Origin of the sequence: Halomonas sp. N3-2A (assembly GCF_002216165.1) — a bacterium.
Lineage (GTDB): Bacteria > Pseudomonadota > Gammaproteobacteria > Pseudomonadales > Halomonadaceae > Vreelandella.
Map to the genome: position 1 here is coordinate 4,058,473 of NZ_CP022286.1, position 14,862 is coordinate 4,073,334.

At 52.5% G+C, this 14,862-nt stretch carries 12 protein-coding genes; 8 read left to right on the plus strand and 4 right to left on the minus strand.

From position 1 onward, the window contains the following. The first annotated feature begins 80 nt into the window (after nt 1-80). From trhO to ybiO, 5 genes are all read left to right on the plus strand, one after another. Entirely contained in the window at nt 81-1,040 is a 960-nt protein-coding gene (gene trhO, locus CEK60_RS18960) for an oxygen-dependent tRNA uridine(34) hydroxylase TrhO (RefSeq protein WP_089040314.1), read from the plus strand. A 106-nt stretch (nt 1,041-1,146) separates the two neighbouring features. Further along, the gene (locus CEK60_RS18965; protein ID WP_089040315.1) at nt 1,147-1,953 is read left to right on the plus strand and encodes an enoyl-CoA hydratase; all 807 of its coding nucleotides are present in this window, start codon (nt 1,147-1,149) and stop codon (nt 1,951-1,953) included. A 117-nt stretch (nt 1,954-2,070) separates the two neighbouring features. Then, nucleotides 2,071-2,892 (plus strand): IclR family transcriptional regulator, encoded by an 822-nt coding sequence (locus tag CEK60_RS18970; protein WP_089040316.1) that lies wholly within the window; start codon nt 2,071-2,073, stop codon nt 2,890-2,892. Nucleotides 2,893-2,938: 46 nt separating this feature from the next. Further along, nucleotides 2,939-3,370 carry a YqaA family protein gene (locus CEK60_RS18975; RefSeq protein WP_089040317.1) on the plus strand — a complete coding sequence of 144 codons (432 nt, stop codon included), beginning with the start codon at nt 2,939-2,941 and terminating at the stop codon, nt 3,368-3,370. 227 nt (nt 3,371-3,597) lie between these two features. Continuing rightward, nucleotides 3,598-5,979 carry a mechanosensitive channel protein gene (ybiO, locus tag CEK60_RS18980; protein ID WP_089040318.1) on the plus strand — a complete coding sequence of 794 codons (2,382 nt, stop codon included), beginning with the start codon at nt 3,598-3,600 and terminating at the stop codon, nt 5,977-5,979. A gap of 110 nt (nt 5,980-6,089) precedes the next feature. Here the strand turns inward: ybiO and CEK60_RS18985 are convergent, their stop codons facing one another. Further along, a complete protein-coding gene (locus tag CEK60_RS18985; RefSeq protein ID WP_089040319.1) occupies nt 6,090-7,700 on the minus strand; it encodes a BCCT family transporter in 1,611 nt (536 codons plus the stop codon). 284 nt (nt 7,701-7,984) lie between these two features. Next, nucleotides 7,985-8,731: an SDR family NAD(P)-dependent oxidoreductase gene (locus tag CEK60_RS18990; protein ID WP_089040320.1), complete on the minus strand. Its 747-nt coding sequence runs from the start codon at nt 8,729-8,731 to the stop codon at nt 7,985-7,987. A 204-nt stretch (nt 8,732-8,935) separates the two neighbouring features. Here CEK60_RS18990 and folK point away from each other — a divergent pair, with 204 nt between their 5' ends. Continuing rightward, entirely contained in the window at nt 8,936-9,382 is a 447-nt protein-coding gene (gene folK, locus CEK60_RS18995) for a 2-amino-4-hydroxy-6-hydroxymethyldihydropteridine diphosphokinase (RefSeq protein ID WP_089040321.1), read from the plus strand. Between the two features lie 74 nt (nt 9,383-9,456). Next, on the plus strand, nt 9,457-10,278 hold the full coding sequence (locus CEK60_RS19000) for a flagellin N-terminal helical domain-containing protein (protein ID WP_089040322.1): 822 nt from the start codon (nt 9,457-9,459) through the stop codon (nt 10,276-10,278). 43 nt (nt 10,279-10,321) lie between these two features. Here CEK60_RS19000 and CEK60_RS19005 read toward each other — a convergent pair whose 3' ends face one another. Both CEK60_RS19005 and CEK60_RS19010 read right to left on the minus strand, forming a co-directional pair. Then, the gene (locus CEK60_RS19005; protein WP_089040323.1) at nt 10,322-11,875 is read right to left on the minus strand and encodes a BCCT family transporter; all 1,554 of its coding nucleotides are present in this window, start codon (nt 11,873-11,875) and stop codon (nt 10,322-10,324) included. Nucleotides 11,876-12,209: 334 nt separating this feature from the next. Next, nucleotides 12,210-12,953: a DUF481 domain-containing protein gene (locus CEK60_RS19010; protein WP_089040324.1), complete on the minus strand. Its 744-nt coding sequence runs from the start codon at nt 12,951-12,953 to the stop codon at nt 12,210-12,212. Nucleotides 12,954-13,161: 208 nt separating this feature from the next. Between CEK60_RS19010 and CEK60_RS19020 the strand changes: the two genes are divergently transcribed. Continuing rightward, nucleotides 13,162-14,847 carry an ATP-binding protein gene (locus tag CEK60_RS19020; protein WP_089040326.1) on the plus strand — a complete coding sequence of 562 codons (1,686 nt, stop codon included), beginning with the start codon at nt 13,162-13,164 and terminating at the stop codon, nt 14,845-14,847. Nucleotides 14,848-14,862: the final 15 nt, after the last annotated feature.

Here is a 14,862-nt window from a genome sequence, read left to right on the forward strand (position 1 = left end):
TTTGCCTGAATTGTTTGCTAAACTATGCGCGTTTATTTACCCGGTCCGCCCTTTGCGAGGGCGACTACCAGGAGTATTCCATGACGGAAACCACCCAAATGCCGCCCATTGTGGTCGCGGCACTGTATAAGTTTGTCACTCTGAACGACTTTGAAGCCCTGCGTGAGCCTCTGCGTCAGACAATGGTCGATAACAACGTTAAAGGCACGCTGCTGTTGGCTAAAGAAGGCATTAACGGCACCGTGGCGGGGACTCGCGAAGGCATTGATGCCCTGCTGGCCTGGCTGACCGCCGACCCTCGCTTAAGCGATATCGACCATAAAGAGTCCTACTGTGACGAAACGCCGTTTTACCGTACTAAGGTGAAACTGAAAAAAGAGATCGTCACCTTGGGCGTGCCGGACATTGATCCTAACGACACCGTTGGCACCTACGTGGAGCCGGAAGATTGGAATGACGTGATCTCCGACCCGGACGTGCTGGTGATTGATACCCGCAATGATTACGAAGTGGCGATTGGTAGCTTTGAGCGGGCGATTGACCCGAAAACGACCACCTTCCGTGAGTTTCCTGAGTACGTGCGTGAGCACTACAACCCAGAAAAGCACAAGAAAGTCGCGATGTTTTGCACCGGTGGTATCCGCTGTGAAAAGGCCTCCAGCTTTATGCTGAAAGAGGGCTTTGAAGAGGTCTATCATCTTAAAGGCGGTGTGCTGAACTACCTCGAAAAGGTCCCGGAAGAGCAGTCTTTATGGCGCGGTGAGTGTTTCGTGTTTGATAACCGCGTCACCGTGCGCCACGACCTTAGCGAAGGTGAGCATGAGCAGTGCCACGCTTGCCGTATGCCTATTTCGCTTGATGATATGCAGTCATCGGCCTACGAGCCGGGCATCAGCTGCCCTCACTGCATCGACTCACTCCCCGAAAAAACCCGTGCTGCCGCACGAGAGCGCCAACGCCAAATCGAACTGGCTAAGGCCCGTGGTGAACCCCATCCTCTAGGCTATAACCAGCGCAAGGGCAACCGCGCAAACACGTAACTCACGAGGCCTTCTGCTCTTCAGGAGGCCTCTTTGGTCGTATCTCGCCAACATTAGCCTTTGTACGCGCTAGACTGAGCAACTCTCGACTGTCTAGGAGCTTTCTATGTCTGCCTCTTCAGATGCGCCACTGGCGTCTTCAGATCTTCTGCAACGCACTGATTATCAAGGGGTAACGACCCTTACGTTAAACCAGCCTGAACGCTTTAATGCATTGTCTGAGGCTATGTTGACGGCGCTGCAACGTGCGCTTGATGGTATTGCCCAGGATGAGCATGTGCGCTGCGTGGTGTTGGCTGCGAACGGCAAGGCATTTTGCGCAGGGCATGATTTAAAGCAGATGCGTGCGAACCCTGATAAAGCCTACTACCAGGCGCTGTTTGCTCGCTGCGGCGCGGTGATGCAGAGCATCGTTAACTTGCCTGTCCCTGTGATTGCTAAAGTTCAGGGCATTGCGACAGCCGCTGGCTGCCAGCTCGTCGCTAGCTGTGATTTGGCTGTGGCAGCTAGCAATGCTCGATTTGCTGTGTCAGGAATCAATGTGGGGCTGTTCTGTTCGACACCTGCAGTAGCACTGTCGCGTAATGTGTCGCGAAAGCGAGCGATGGAAATGCTGCTGACCGGAGAGTTCATCAGTGCCACTCAGGCCGCGGACTGGGGGCTTATTAACCGGGTTGCCGAAGAGAGTGAACTCGATAGTGCCGTGGGCGAACTCACTGCGAGCATCTGCGCCAAGAGCGCAGTGGCGGTGCGCACTGGCAAAGCCATGTTCGCACGGCAGCTAGCGATGCCGTTAGCGGAAGCCTATGCGTTTGCTGGCGAAACCATGGCGTGCAACATGTTGGCAGACGATGCAGCTGAGGGTATTGATGCCTTCATCGCCAAGCGCCCACCTCAGTGGCGCCATCGCTAGCAACGCTTGAGATATCATTGGTGGAATTTGTTTCCGTAAACGCGACAGCGGCCCCGCTGGCGCGTTATCCTCCCTCACTTTATGCCTTCAGGAGAGGCGCTTTCAGGAGAAAGTAAGGTGAGTGACGTAAAGCGTAGGTCAGTCGGACGTCCGGCGGGGGCCACCAAGGCGAGCGGTGGGCACAGCCAATCATTAGTACGTGGCCTCACGCTGTTAGAGCATTTGTCGGCAAGCCCATTAGGGTTAGCTTTATCGGAGTTGGCGGAAATGGCTGATCTCGCGCCATCCACCACTCACCGATTGTTACAAGCGCTACAAAGTCAGGGGTTCGTGACGCAAGAGAGTGAGCAGGGACTTTGGCGCATTGATGTTAAGACCTTCCGCATTGGTAATAGCTTTTTAGAAGCACGTGATGTCGTCGCCCAAAGCCGGCCCTTTTTACGCCGTTTAACCGCAGAAACGGGGGAAACGGCGAACCTGGGGATTCGGGATGGTGCGACGGCGGTCTTTCTTGCCCAGCATGAGTCGCCGCAGATGATGCGAATGATTACTCGTCTAGGCTCGCGGGCGCCGCTGCATGCTTCTGGGGTAGGCAAAGCCCTACTGGCTTGGATGAGTGAAGACGAGCGTACCGCGCTGCTTAAAGGTTACGACCTTGCCCGAGTGACTGAAAATACCCTGCATCAATCCGATGAGCTGTTGATCGAAATGGCGACTATTCGTGCTCAAGGATTTGCCTGCGACCGCGAGGAGCATGCGGTGGGTTTACACTGCGTGGCCGCCTGTATTCACGATGAGCATGGCACACCGCTGGCGGCTATTTCAGTCTCTGGACCCATGGCGCGTATTCCTGAAGAGCGCCTATTGGCACTAGGTGCGTTAGTGCGCACCATCGCTGACGAAATCACCCTTCAGCTGGGTGGCCAACTGCCCCGATAAGCGGCGCTTTGCGCACCTGCAGTGACTGACAAAGACGGCACTCATTATGTTTAGCCTATTCTGGGTGGCGTTGGCTAGCGCCACCTTACTGCCTGGCGGCTCAGAGGTGTGGCTGGCACGGTTGTGGTGCTTAGGCGAGCCCGCGGTTGGGCTCTGGCTCGTCGCCACCGCTGGCAACACCCTGGGCAGTATGATCAATGTGGCGCTGGGACGTTATGCCCGCCAGTTTCAACATCGCCGCTGGTTCCCCGCGTCACCCACTGGATTAGCGCGCGCAGAGCGTTGGTACAAACGTTTTGGTGAAGTTAGCTTGCTGCTTTCGTGGGCACCCGTTCTGGGTGATCCCCTTACTGTACTCGCAGGTATCTTTAGATTGCCCTGGTGGCGTGCGTTGCTCTGGATTGTGGTGGCCAAAGGGGCGCGCTATGCACTGTTGTTGGCGCTAGCCCACCAATGGCTGGCGCCGCTGTGCGGATAAATCGACAGATGATGCCAGCTTAACTCGCGTTGATGTCACAAATATTGACGCGGCGAGTGGCGAGCCACGCTCTTTTTCTCATGTTACCCTGTTTATCAATTATACAAATCTTGCACTCGCCGAGAGTGCAATATGAATAGCGTGCACTATGATGTGCATGAAACGATGTGCATAAAAGAGTTAGCAATGACATTGAGTGAAAGATTCATCCAAAGGGAGGTTTAGGTGTGACGCCATTACGTTTATTCCCCTGGCTAGGCGTCTGGTTATTGATGCTATTCGCCTTTCTGACAACGCCGGCACTCGCTCAAACGACGTTGAGTGCGGGAAGCGAAGCCACCGCTAACGCAGAGGAGCAGCCCTCTTATTCGGCACTTGCCGATCTGCTGGAAGATGAGCAGGCGCGCCAAGAACTGATTGAGCTGCTGCGAAATCAAGCGTCAGTGTTACCCAATGAACTGACTAGTGAGCTATCACCGGAAGCAGCCGCCCAAGGGAGTGACCTTGCCCCTGAGGATGTATCACTGCCCCGTCAGCTTGCAGAGCTAACCAGTCGTGTGGTTGGTGATGTTGGCGGACAGATAGAGCAGGCAGTGGCCGTGGTGGGCGACCTATTTACCGGCCAAGGCGCTAGCTCGTTCGACATGGCCGCGTTTGTTAGTGCGGCAATTAATTTGGGTATCGTGATTGTTGCGACGTTCGCGATATTTTTGCTTTGCCGCCGTTTGGCTAAACCGTTATTTACTAAAATCAGCGGCTGGTCTCAGCAGGGCAGTGGTTTAACGCCCGTGCTGCGTTTGGTGTTATGTGTCGCTATTGCTGCCGTCGTAGATGTGTTGTTGGTTGCTTTTGCTTACGTTGGCGGTAACTTGGTGGCGGCGTTTGCGGTGGGGGAAACAGGCGAACTTTCTACCCGCGCTTCACTATTTCTAAACGCCTTCTTGGTGATTGAACTGCTGAAAGCCGGTATGCGTATGCTGTTCTCTTCACGCTATGAAGGGCTGCGCTTGTTACCTATTTCAGCAAAAGAAGCGTCCTACTGGAATCGCTGGTTAGCGCGTTTAATTGGCATGGTCGGCTATGGCTTGATGGTGGTCGTGCCGCTGGTTAATTTCTATATTGCGGCAACCCTAGGCCAAGCCGTCGGCACCTTTATTATGTTGCTGGCCTTCATCTACGCGGTCGGCGTCGTGCTTAAAAACCGTGTGCGCCTGCGTGACAATCTTAACCAGATGGCAGCGCGAGCGACGATGACCGCCAGTCGCGTGTCGCTGCGCTTGTTTGCTCGAACCTGGCACTTGTTTGCATTGCTCTACTTCCTGATGGTGTTTGTGCTTACCTTGTTACGCCCTGGAGATGCATTGCCATTTGTGCTGTTTGCCACCTTGAAAACATTGGCCGCCGTGGTCATCGGGCTGTTGAGCTCGGCGTTCCTTACGCAAACGATTGGTCGGCGTATTCGGCTATCCGATGATCTGCGTCGCAAACTGCCGATGCTGGAAGTGCGCTTAAATAGCTATGTGCCCAATGCCCTACGTGTGCTGCGTACCGTGCTATTAGTAGCGGTCGTTATGGTCGTCTTGGATGCCTGGGGAGTGTTTAACCTAGCGGCATGGTATGCCTCCGAACGTGGCGCGAACCTCGTCGGGAAACTTACCAGCGTCGCCATAATCTTGATCGTTGCGTTCGGTGTGTGGCTGGGGCTAGCAAGCCTGATTGAGCATAAGCTCAACCCAGAAACCGGCCATGGCGAACCCTCTGCGCGTGCTAAAACGCTGTTGAGCCTGTTCCGTAATGCCTTAGTGATTGCCATGGTGACAATTACCGGCATGATCGTGTTGTCGGAAATAGGCATTAATATCGGGCCGCTCATTGCTGGTGCCGGTGTGCTGGGTTTAGCGATTGGTTTTGGTGCTCAAAAACTGGTTCAGGATGTTATTACCGGCATCTTTATTCAGGTAGAGAATGCCATGAACACCGGTGATGTGGTAACGGTAGGCGGTGTCACTGGTACTGCTGAGCGATTAAGTATTCGTTCGGTAGGCATACGTGATTTGTCTGGCACTTATCATATCGTGCCGTTCTCCAGCGTTGATACTGTGTCGAACTATATGCGTGAGTACGGTAACCACGTTGGTGAATACGGTATCGGCTATAACGAGAGCATCGATGAAGCAATTGAGCAGCTGCAGTTGGCGTTCGAAGACCTGAAGGAGAGCGAAGAGCACAGCCATAAACTGCTGGCTGACCTGACAGTGGCAGGTGTTACCGCGTTGGCCGACAGCTCTGTCAATATTCGTGTGGTGATCAAAACGACGCCGGGCGATCAGTGGGGTGTTGGGCGTGCCTATAACCGTTTAGTGAAGTTGCGCTTTGATGCAGCAGGTATCGAGATTCCATTCCCGCATACCACGCTCTATTTTGGTGAAACGAAAGGTGGCAAAACACCGCCCGCCAATGTGCGCGTGTTGGACTCCACCGCTGAACGTAAAAAGGTAGAAACATCGCCAATCCATCAGGAAAGCGAACAGCTATCCAATCAGTCAGTTCAAGACACCAATGAGTCTGATCATCTAAAACCTGATCATGGTGATGTAGACGGTGTGTAATAGAGTGCCGGTTATTGACACGGCTAACTAAACAACAGTGCCGCCCAAAAGGGCGGCACTGTTGTTGAAACATCTGCTGTAACTCATGTTCGTCAGAACGTTAGAACCCTTTATAGGTTATCCAGTTCGGGTGCTCCTTTGGGGCGTACGATTTTGATCTTCTCCTTCATTAGCGCCTTCATCAGTGCAAAGACCATGGCGAAGACCATGATAAAGATAGGCAGACCGATGACGGTAATCACTTGCTGTAGCGCTACTAGTCCCGCATCCCCTGCGAGTACGATCAGCATGGCAGCAACGGCACCTTCCGAGACGCCCCAGAATACCCGCTGATGAATTGGGCCGGGGTCCGTATCACCGGTACACAGTAGGTCGATGACCAGCGACGCGGAGTCCGACGAAGTAGCAAAGAAAATTGCCACGATAACGACGGCAAGCCCTTGAATCAGCGTAGCAGCGGGGAAGTTCTCAAAGAACGCAAACATTGCTAAGGGCACGCTCTCCATGACAGCGGCTGTCATCATACCGGCCTGGTCGCCCAACTGTTCGCGAGCGGCCGCGCCGATACCATCGATTTCCATGGCCGACCAGCCAAAAATAGCAAACCACACCAGCGTAAACACAGAAGGTGCAAACAGCACACCAAGGACAAACTCACGGATGGTACGACCTTTGGAAATACGAGCAACAAACAAGCCGATAAAGGGAGACCACGTCACTGTCCAGGCCCAGTAAAAGACCGTCCAGTTACCCTGCCAGCCCCAGCTGCCTTCTTCACGGGTATATTGCGCTAGCGTGTCGTTCCAGAACGACAACGGCACGATGTTGGAAATATAAATGCCGAGCGTTTCGATAATGCCGCGCAGAAGAAAGACGGTCGAACCGGTAAACAAGACAAACAACATCAACCCTACGGCCATGCCGATATTGATGTTGGAAAGCAGCTTCACGCCTTTATCCAGCCCGCCTGCAATGGAGGCTACTGCGACTGCCGTTAACACAATGATGATAATGACTTTAGTGGTCACGCTATCAGCAACGCCAAAAAGTTCGCTTAGCCCTGCATTAATTTGAGAGGTACCTAGCCCGATAGAAACGGCCACCCCAAACAGCGTTCCGAGTACCGCAAAGATATCGATCGTTTTACCGATTGGGCCGTAGATACGCTCCTTGAGCAGCGGATAGAACACTGAGCTGACGCGTACAGGGAGGTCGTAGCGGTAAATAAAGTAGGCAAAGGCTAGCCCTGGCAGAGTGAAAATGGTCCAGGTATGCAAGCCCAAGTGGTAAAGCGAAAAGCCCATCGCTTCACGGGCGGCTTCTACCGTATGTGGTTCAATATCGCCATGAGGTGGGTTGGCAAAATGAAAGACTGGCTCGGCCACCCCCCAAAACATCAACACTGTGCCAATACCACCGGCAAACAGCATCGTGAACCAGGAAATATTGCCGTACTCCGGCCGATCGTCTTCGTCGCCCAAGCGAATATTGCCGTAACGGCTGAGTGCTATCCACAGTAGGAAAACCAGCCAGAAACTAACCCCAAAGATAAAGAACCAGCCAAGATTGGTAACCACCCAACTGCGGCCAGCGGCAAAAATGCTTCCGATCGTCTCGGGGGCAATAATGAGTGCGACAAGAAACAGCACCATCAAGCCAGCCGAAGTAAAAAAAATGGTGGGGTCTGTGCGCAGCCCCAGCCGTTGCGCGAGTTTTTCCATGAGAAATTCCTTTTTATTGTTGGAATAGTCGCCTAGATGGGTTGCATACCAGCTGAAATAAGACGACTTTCACGAGTCTACAGACAACTCTTCTGTCCATGGAAGGTGGGAAATGTGACCTTTGATTAAATCGTGCGGGGCTTAACGTACCGTCAACGAAAAGCTGCCGAATGACTTAATAAGCATCGGCAGCGTATGGCGTAAGAGGGCGTTAAAGACAGATCTTAAAGACAGGTTTGAAAGATAGATTTGAAAGCTAGGCTTAAAGATAGGTTGGAATGCTTTCAGCCTGGATAGTTTTCGGAATGTTGCCCTTCAAGGTTGATCGACTCACCCCCATCGACAAAGAGAATTTGCCCAGCAACAAAGTCATTGTCTAATAAATAGTGCAACGCTTGTACAAGGTGGGCGGGATCACCCTGGTGCTTAACGGGCATACCTTCAATTCGCCACTGAATATAGTCGCTGGTGCGTTGAGAAGCGGGCAGTACCACGCCGGGAGCAATACCATTAATACGCAGGCGTGGTGCAAACTCTAGCGCTGCCATACGCGTCATATCAGCAAGGCTCTTTTTCGATAATAGATACGCGGCATACGGGTACTGGTGATATGCCACTTTATTATCAATAATATTAATGACCTGGCCTCTATCGACGGCGTCTGCAAAGTAACGTGTGAGCAGCAACGGTGTAAACATATTGACCCTAAACTGCGTTTCCAGCATGGCCATGTCGGTGCCTGAAATGGGAGCAGGTTCATATGCAGAGGCGCTATTAAGAAGCACGTTTAAGTGTGGGAAGTGTTGTTTGGCGGCTGTCACAAGCTCTTCAAGAGAGTCGCTCAGGAAGTTGCATGGCAGTATTTCGCAGCGCTGTCCTTTGGCGCGAATCGTCTTGACAACGTCTTCGGCTTCACCACGTGAGCTATTCACATGTAAGGCAATATCATAGCCCTTAGCCGCTAGGGCTTCGGCGAAATAGCGTCCTAAACGTGTTGCGCCGCCAGTGATCAGTGCAGCTGATGAACTCATGCAAGTTCCCCAAGTGGATTAACGTTAGCGTTGTGTATGACTTTCTGCGTGAGCGTAGCGTTTGTCAATATCTTGTACATAGCTTGAACAAAATAGCAGGCAAGCTAATCTTACGTATCATCAATATGACCTGACAACCGCCTTCGAATTTTGACGCTAAGCGCCGGGTTTCTAAATTAGGGTCTACAAGATTAGGATGCAGCTATGCCACTCTCGTCGTTAAGCACTACGCCAGATACGGCCCTCCATGAATGCTTAATCTCTCTCGGTACCAATATTGAGCCGGAACACCACTTTCACGAAGCACTGACTATTTTGCGCAGCGAGTGTGAGCTGATAGCCAGCTCAGAAGCGATTCGCACAACGCCGGTTGGCTATCAACACCAGCCGGATTTCCTGAATGCAGCGTTACTCGTGCGTACCTCCCTTGATCACGACGCTTTCCGCGCTTACTTAAAAGAGGTGGAAAACCGCCTCGGACGTGTGCGAGGCCCCATTAAATCAGGGCCGAGAACCATGGACTTGGATATTGTGGCGTGGGACGGAGACGTCATCGATGAGGGGTACTACCAGCATAGTTACGTGCGTCGCCCGGTAGATGAAGTGCTGGCTGCCAGCTGCCGCACACTTAAACAACGAGCATATTCATGATTTTTGCGTCGCGGCCGATAATAGCAGTGTAGCCTCCTACCCTTGGGCAGGCTGACCTTCCTCGGAGACGAGCGTTGCTAAGCCTAAACACAAACCTGATGTCTCTTATCGTGCAGAATAATCTGCGCAGCAGTCAGCAAGCGATGCAGACCGCTATGGAGCGTCTTTCTTCTGGGCTACGCATCAATAGTGCCAAGGATGACCCGGCAGGGCAGGCGATTGCTAATCGCATGGGGGCTCAGCTGCGTGGCATGGAGCAAGCCATTCGCAATACCAATGATGGCATTTCCATGGCGCAAACAGCGGAAGGTTCGCTCGACCAAATTAACGATAACTTGCAACGTATTCGTGAGTTGAGTGTTCAAGCGGCTAATGGCACTAACTCTTCCGATGATCTTGGTTCAATTCAAAATGAGATCGATCAACGCCTAGAAGAGATTGACCGCCTTGCCGAGCAGAGTAATTTCAACGGCATCAAGTTGTTTGATAGTAGCAAAGCGGTAAATATTCAGGTGGGTGCTAACGATGGCGATAGCATTGCGTTGCGCTTTGCAGCCATGAATAGGCAGGCATTGGGACTGGACAGCTTTAGTGTTTTAGATGATGTCAGCGCAACGGATAACCCGCTAAAGGCGATGGATGAAGCTATTCAACAGGTGGATCGCCAGCGGAGCTATTTAGGCGCGGTGCAAAATCGCTTCGAAAGTGTGATCGATGGACTCAATACCAACATCATTAATACGTCTGCTGCTCAGTCGCGCATCCAAGATGCTGATTATGCCCGTGAAGTTTCCAATCTAATTCGCGCGCAAATTCTGCAGCAGGCCGGTATTGCTATCTTGGCCCAAGCCAACCAGCAGCCGCAGATGATTCTGCGCCTACTGGAAGGTCTATAACATTAGATCTATAACATCAGGGCTGCATAAGGACTATTAACCGTTACTCGATAATGCCTTGCTCGCGCGCCATGGCATAGGCTGCCTGGGGGCCATTCCACAGCGATGGCAGTAAAATCAGTGAAACGGGAATCGCGGTAATCACGATAAATTGCTGTAAGGCGCCAATTTGCCCTGCTCCCATATACAGCAGCACCGCTGCCATTAGCGCCATGGCAATCCCCCAGAAAGCACGCACGTAAGGGCTTGGATCATCATGGCCAGCACCTACTACGGCAATGGCATAACTCATCGAATCACCTGTGGTGGCCACAAAAATTGTCGTCAATAACAAAATTGCCAGTGCCATCCAGGTACCGCCGGGGAGCGCTTGGGCCACGGTAAGCGTCGCTACATCAAACTGAAAATTATTCAGTGCCTCTGTCAGGTCAATGACGCCTGTGAGCTGATAATAAATGCCTGAGCCGCCCAGCAGAGTGAACCATACGGTCGTCGCAATCGGGGCGAGTACCGCCACGGCAAGAATCATTTCGCGAATACTGCGTCCGCGTGAAATACGCGCCACGAAAATCGCCATCAGCGGTGCATAGCCAATAAACCAGGCAAAGAAAAAGACGGTCCACCACTGCATCCACCAAGCGGGAGCGGTGTCGGCGGTCATGGTTGCCATGGTGAAAAACTTACTAATGTAAGCGCCCATGCTCGACACATAGGTGTTGACCAAAAACAGCGTAGGGCCAAACACGATGATCACCGCGCCAATGGCAAGTGCCAGCAGTACGTTAAAGCGGCTAAGCAGTTGAATGCCTCTATGAACACCACTCATCGAAGAGAGCACGTAAATGCAACCTAGTACCGCAAGGATAATAAGCTGCCCGAGGTAGCCTTCGGGAAGGCCGAACAGCTCATGCAAGCCAAAACTTACCTGAGTGGCTAGAAATCCGATGGGGCCGACAGTACCTGCTACCAACGCAATCACGCAGCAAGCGTCTACCACGCCACCTAGCGGGCCACGCATAAGCCGCTCGCCAAAAACCGGGTAAAGCAGTGTGCGTGGCTGCAGTGGCTGGCCTTTCACATAGTGGGCGTGGGCAAGCACCACCGCGGTTAGCGAGCCAAGTACCGCCCAGGCCAAAAAGCCCCAGTGCATGAACGATTGGGCAAGGGCGCTTGAGACGGCTTCGGCGGTGCCGGCTTCGGTGTCAAAAGCAGGAGGGGTTACCACAAAATGATAGACCGGTTCTCCGGCGGCGAAGAAGACACCACCCCCTGCTAGCAATGTGCACAGAATAATCGATAGCCACTTGAAGGTACTCATTTCTGGGGCATCAAGATTGCCAATCTTGGCTTTTGCCGCTGGCGTAACAGCTAGACCAATGGCAATAAAAAAAGTCAGTAACAGTAACAATTGAAAGTAGCTGCCTAGCACCAGGGCTGTCCAAGCAAAGCCAGCGCTGATTGAGTTTGCGACAAGATCAATGTCATAAAAGGAGAGGCCAAGAAACGCCACGATGAAACCGATGCTAAGCACCAGTACGATGGGGTCGCCGAGGGAAAACCGCGAAGTACCCTCGCTTGTGTTGGCAGGGTGGTTCATTAAGAACACCTATGTTTAATGAGGGGATGAGTAAGCAGAGTATTGAGCTTAACTAAACCGTGCGTGAGTAGGCGTAACGCCTAAAAGCATCCGATTTTCGAAACAAAAAAAAGCGCCATTCAATGAATGGCGCGAGGACAGGAAACTGTGGGTAGTATATCTTCTCTATAGACCAAAGTCTAATAATGCGGGATGGATTGCATAAAAATGGTGCGAAAAATAAGCGAGATGCACCATTATGAATAGATTAATGACAGTCATAGTTACTTAAGATGCGGTATAACTATATGATAATAAATGAAAAATAAGGCGGCTGTGTTTGGGGCGTCGCGCGTTACCAGTGATAGAGCAGTGATGCGCTGGTAGTGCTGTCAGTGCGTTCGCTGGCATCTTCAGGCGGCTGCGAGTTGTGTTTGATTTCATGGGAAAGGCGTAGCGAAAGTCGTGAATTTAGCCGAGCCGTTAGTGCCGTTAATGAACGCGCTGTAGTGTTCTGATGGGTATATTCCACCGACATTTCCTGGGCGATATCCGCATAATCTGAGAAGCCAAATTGATAGTCGAGTGCTGTATAAGCAACTGCCAATTGCTCATTATCAGCGCCGCGTAATCGGTCATTACGATAGCCAGGGCCTGCTTCTAACGACAGTGAATGTTGTTCACCAGCTAGCAATTGTCTCCCATAACCACCAATGGCAGAAAGCTGCTGGTCGTAGCCAGCAAAGCGGTCTTTTTCCCAGCGGGCAAAGCCAAACAGATAGTGGGGCCCGCTAAAGTCAAAACGCTCTCTGCCGGCCACTAAATATTGCTCAGCGCTGGTTTCTCCGTTTTTGCTCACATTGCGGACTTCACCGCGCAGCGAATGAGTGAAGTCGCCCGTCAGCCATGTCAGGCGTGTCTTTCCAATCAATGTTTGGCTATTGGTATTGCCGGAAAGGTGGGTAAAACCAAGTTCGGCATCGCCGCTGAACACCGGCGTATCATCTTGTGGCGGTGGTGGGGCGTAAAATGGATAAGCAGCGGCGGAAGTTGCCCATAGCGACAAGCTAGCTAATAAGACATTTCTTAATAAACTCAACAAGTAACTCCTCCTGAGTAGCGGTCTTTGTGAGCGGCTGCGATGTTGCAGGATGAGAGTTCGTCATGCACGCTTTAAAAGCGCTGAGTATATCGATAAAAACAAAATCAGTGGCTGCTAAATAAGCAAATAGTCGAAAAAGCGCAACGGCTAACGCCGCTTGGCGCTGCATGCCATAATGACGCTGTCGCGCCTAGTGAGTTCCTTTATGACCGCCCCACGCCCACGTACGTTGGCCGAATTACAGCGCTGGCGCCGTACTCGTGCCAAGCGCCGCTGGTACAAGCGTAGTTTTCGCCTGCAAGTCATGCTGCTGGTCGGCTTTCTGCTGGCGGGTATGTTGCTAGCGCAAGGCACCTACCTGAACCACCGTAAAGCAGAAATTATCACCCACCAAATGGGCGAGCGGGCATTGGCAGTGGCCAAGACCGTCGCGGGCATGCCGCAAATTGTTAATGCTTTCTCGACACCCGACCCGTCGCTGATTATCCAGCCGCTTGCTGAACGCGTTCGTCATGAGACCGGTGCCCGTTATGTGGTGGTGGGTAATGCTCAGTCAATTCGTTACTCGCACCCAGTGCCTGAGCGTATCGGCCAGCCAATGGTGGGCGGGGATAACGATCAGGCGCTGATTTACGGTCAGTCATATGTATCGGAAGCTACCGGAACGTTAGGCACCGCCATGCGCGGCAAAACACCCATCTGGGATGAAGAGGGCAATATCATCGGAGTGGTTTCGGTGGGCTTCATGCTAGAACGAGTTGATATGGATGTGGCCCGTTATACCAGCTTGGGGTGGGCGCTGGTGGCGCTGATGATTTTGCTAGGATTTGCCGGGGCCTATTGGCTGTCGCAGCATCTTAAAAAAATCATCCTTGGTTTAGAGCCTTATGAAATAGCCCGCTTGGCCATGGAAAAAGAGGCCATCTTGCAATCTATCCACGAAGGTATTCTGGCGGTTAATCGCGATGGTCAGATCACGTTAGTGAATCAGCAGGCACGCCGTTTTCTAGGGCTATCGGATGAACAGGTTTTGCTGGGGCAGCCAATCCGTGAGGTGGTGCCCAACTCGCGCTTAAGCGAGGTGTTAAAGCACGGCGAGCAGGAGTTTGACCAGGAAATGTGGCTGGGCGACCATCCTGTGGTGGCTAACCGCGTGCCTATTTTGCACGAAGGTGAGATCGAAGGTGCCGTGGCGACATTTCGCAGTCGCCGCGAAATTATTGATCTTTCCCAGGCACTTACCCAGGCAAGCCGTGATGTCGATATGCTACGTGCCCAGGCCCACGAGTTTTCCAACAAGCTTTACACCATTTCTGGTCTCCTGCAGCTTAACCGCGTTGATGAGGCGCTAGCGCTGATTCATCACGAAACCGAACGTGCCCAGGCGCAAATGAGCTTTTTAATGCGTCACGTAGCTGACGCGGTACTCAGCGGCATCTTGTTGGGTAAATTGACGCGGGCACGGGAGTTGGGGGTTGCACTGGAAATTGATGAGCAGAGCTCGCTCTCCTGCCCACTAACGGTCACTGGGCAGGAGGTCATGATGAGCGTTGTGGGCAACTTATTAGATAACGCCTGTCATGCGGCGCTTAATGGCCCAAACAGTGACACCCCGAAAGTTCGCCTGTTCTTTACGGATCTGGGCGAGCAGCTGTTGATTGAGGTAGAGGATAACGGCTCAGGTGTGCCCGGCGAGCATGCGGAATCGATCTTTCAAGATGGATTTTCGACCAAAACCGGTAAACATCGTGGCATTGGCTTAGCGCTGGTCGCGCGGTTGTGCCGTCAGCATGGCGGTGAGGTGACATTAGAAGAGAGCGAGTTAGGCGGCGCGTGCTTTATTGCCGTGCTGGATCGCGCGCTTTGCGACCCCATCGCCACAACGCCTTAAATCATAATAACGACG

Bases quoted from the DNA above. Each gene is read 5' to 3' on its own strand.
- trhO (WP_089040314.1), top strand. From the start codon at position 81: ATGACGGAAACCACCCAAATGCCGCCCATTGTGGTCGCGGCACTGTAT.
- CEK60_RS18965 (WP_089040315.1), top strand. From the start codon at position 1,147: ATGTCTGCCTCTTCAGATGCGCCACTGGCGTCTTCAGATCTTCTGCAA.
- CEK60_RS18975 (WP_089040317.1), top strand. From the start codon at position 2,939: ATGTTTAGCCTATTCTGGGTGGCGTTGGCTAGCGCCACCTTACTGCCT.
- CEK60_RS18985 (WP_089040319.1), bottom strand. From the start codon at position 7,700: ATGGAAAAACTCGCGCAACGGCTGGGGCTGCGCACAGACCCCACCATT.
- CEK60_RS18990 (WP_089040320.1), bottom strand. From the start codon at position 8,731: ATGAGTTCATCAGCTGCACTGATCACTGGCGGCGCAACACGTTTAGGA.
- folK (WP_089040321.1), top strand. From the start codon at position 8,936: ATGCCACTCTCGTCGTTAAGCACTACGCCAGATACGGCCCTCCATGAA.
- CEK60_RS19005 (WP_089040323.1), bottom strand. From the start codon at position 11,875: ATGAACCACCCTGCCAACACAAGCGAGGGTACTTCGCGGTTTTCCCTC.
- CEK60_RS19020 (WP_089040326.1), top strand. From the start codon at position 13,162: ATGACCGCCCCACGCCCACGTACGTTGGCCGAATTACAGCGCTGGCGC.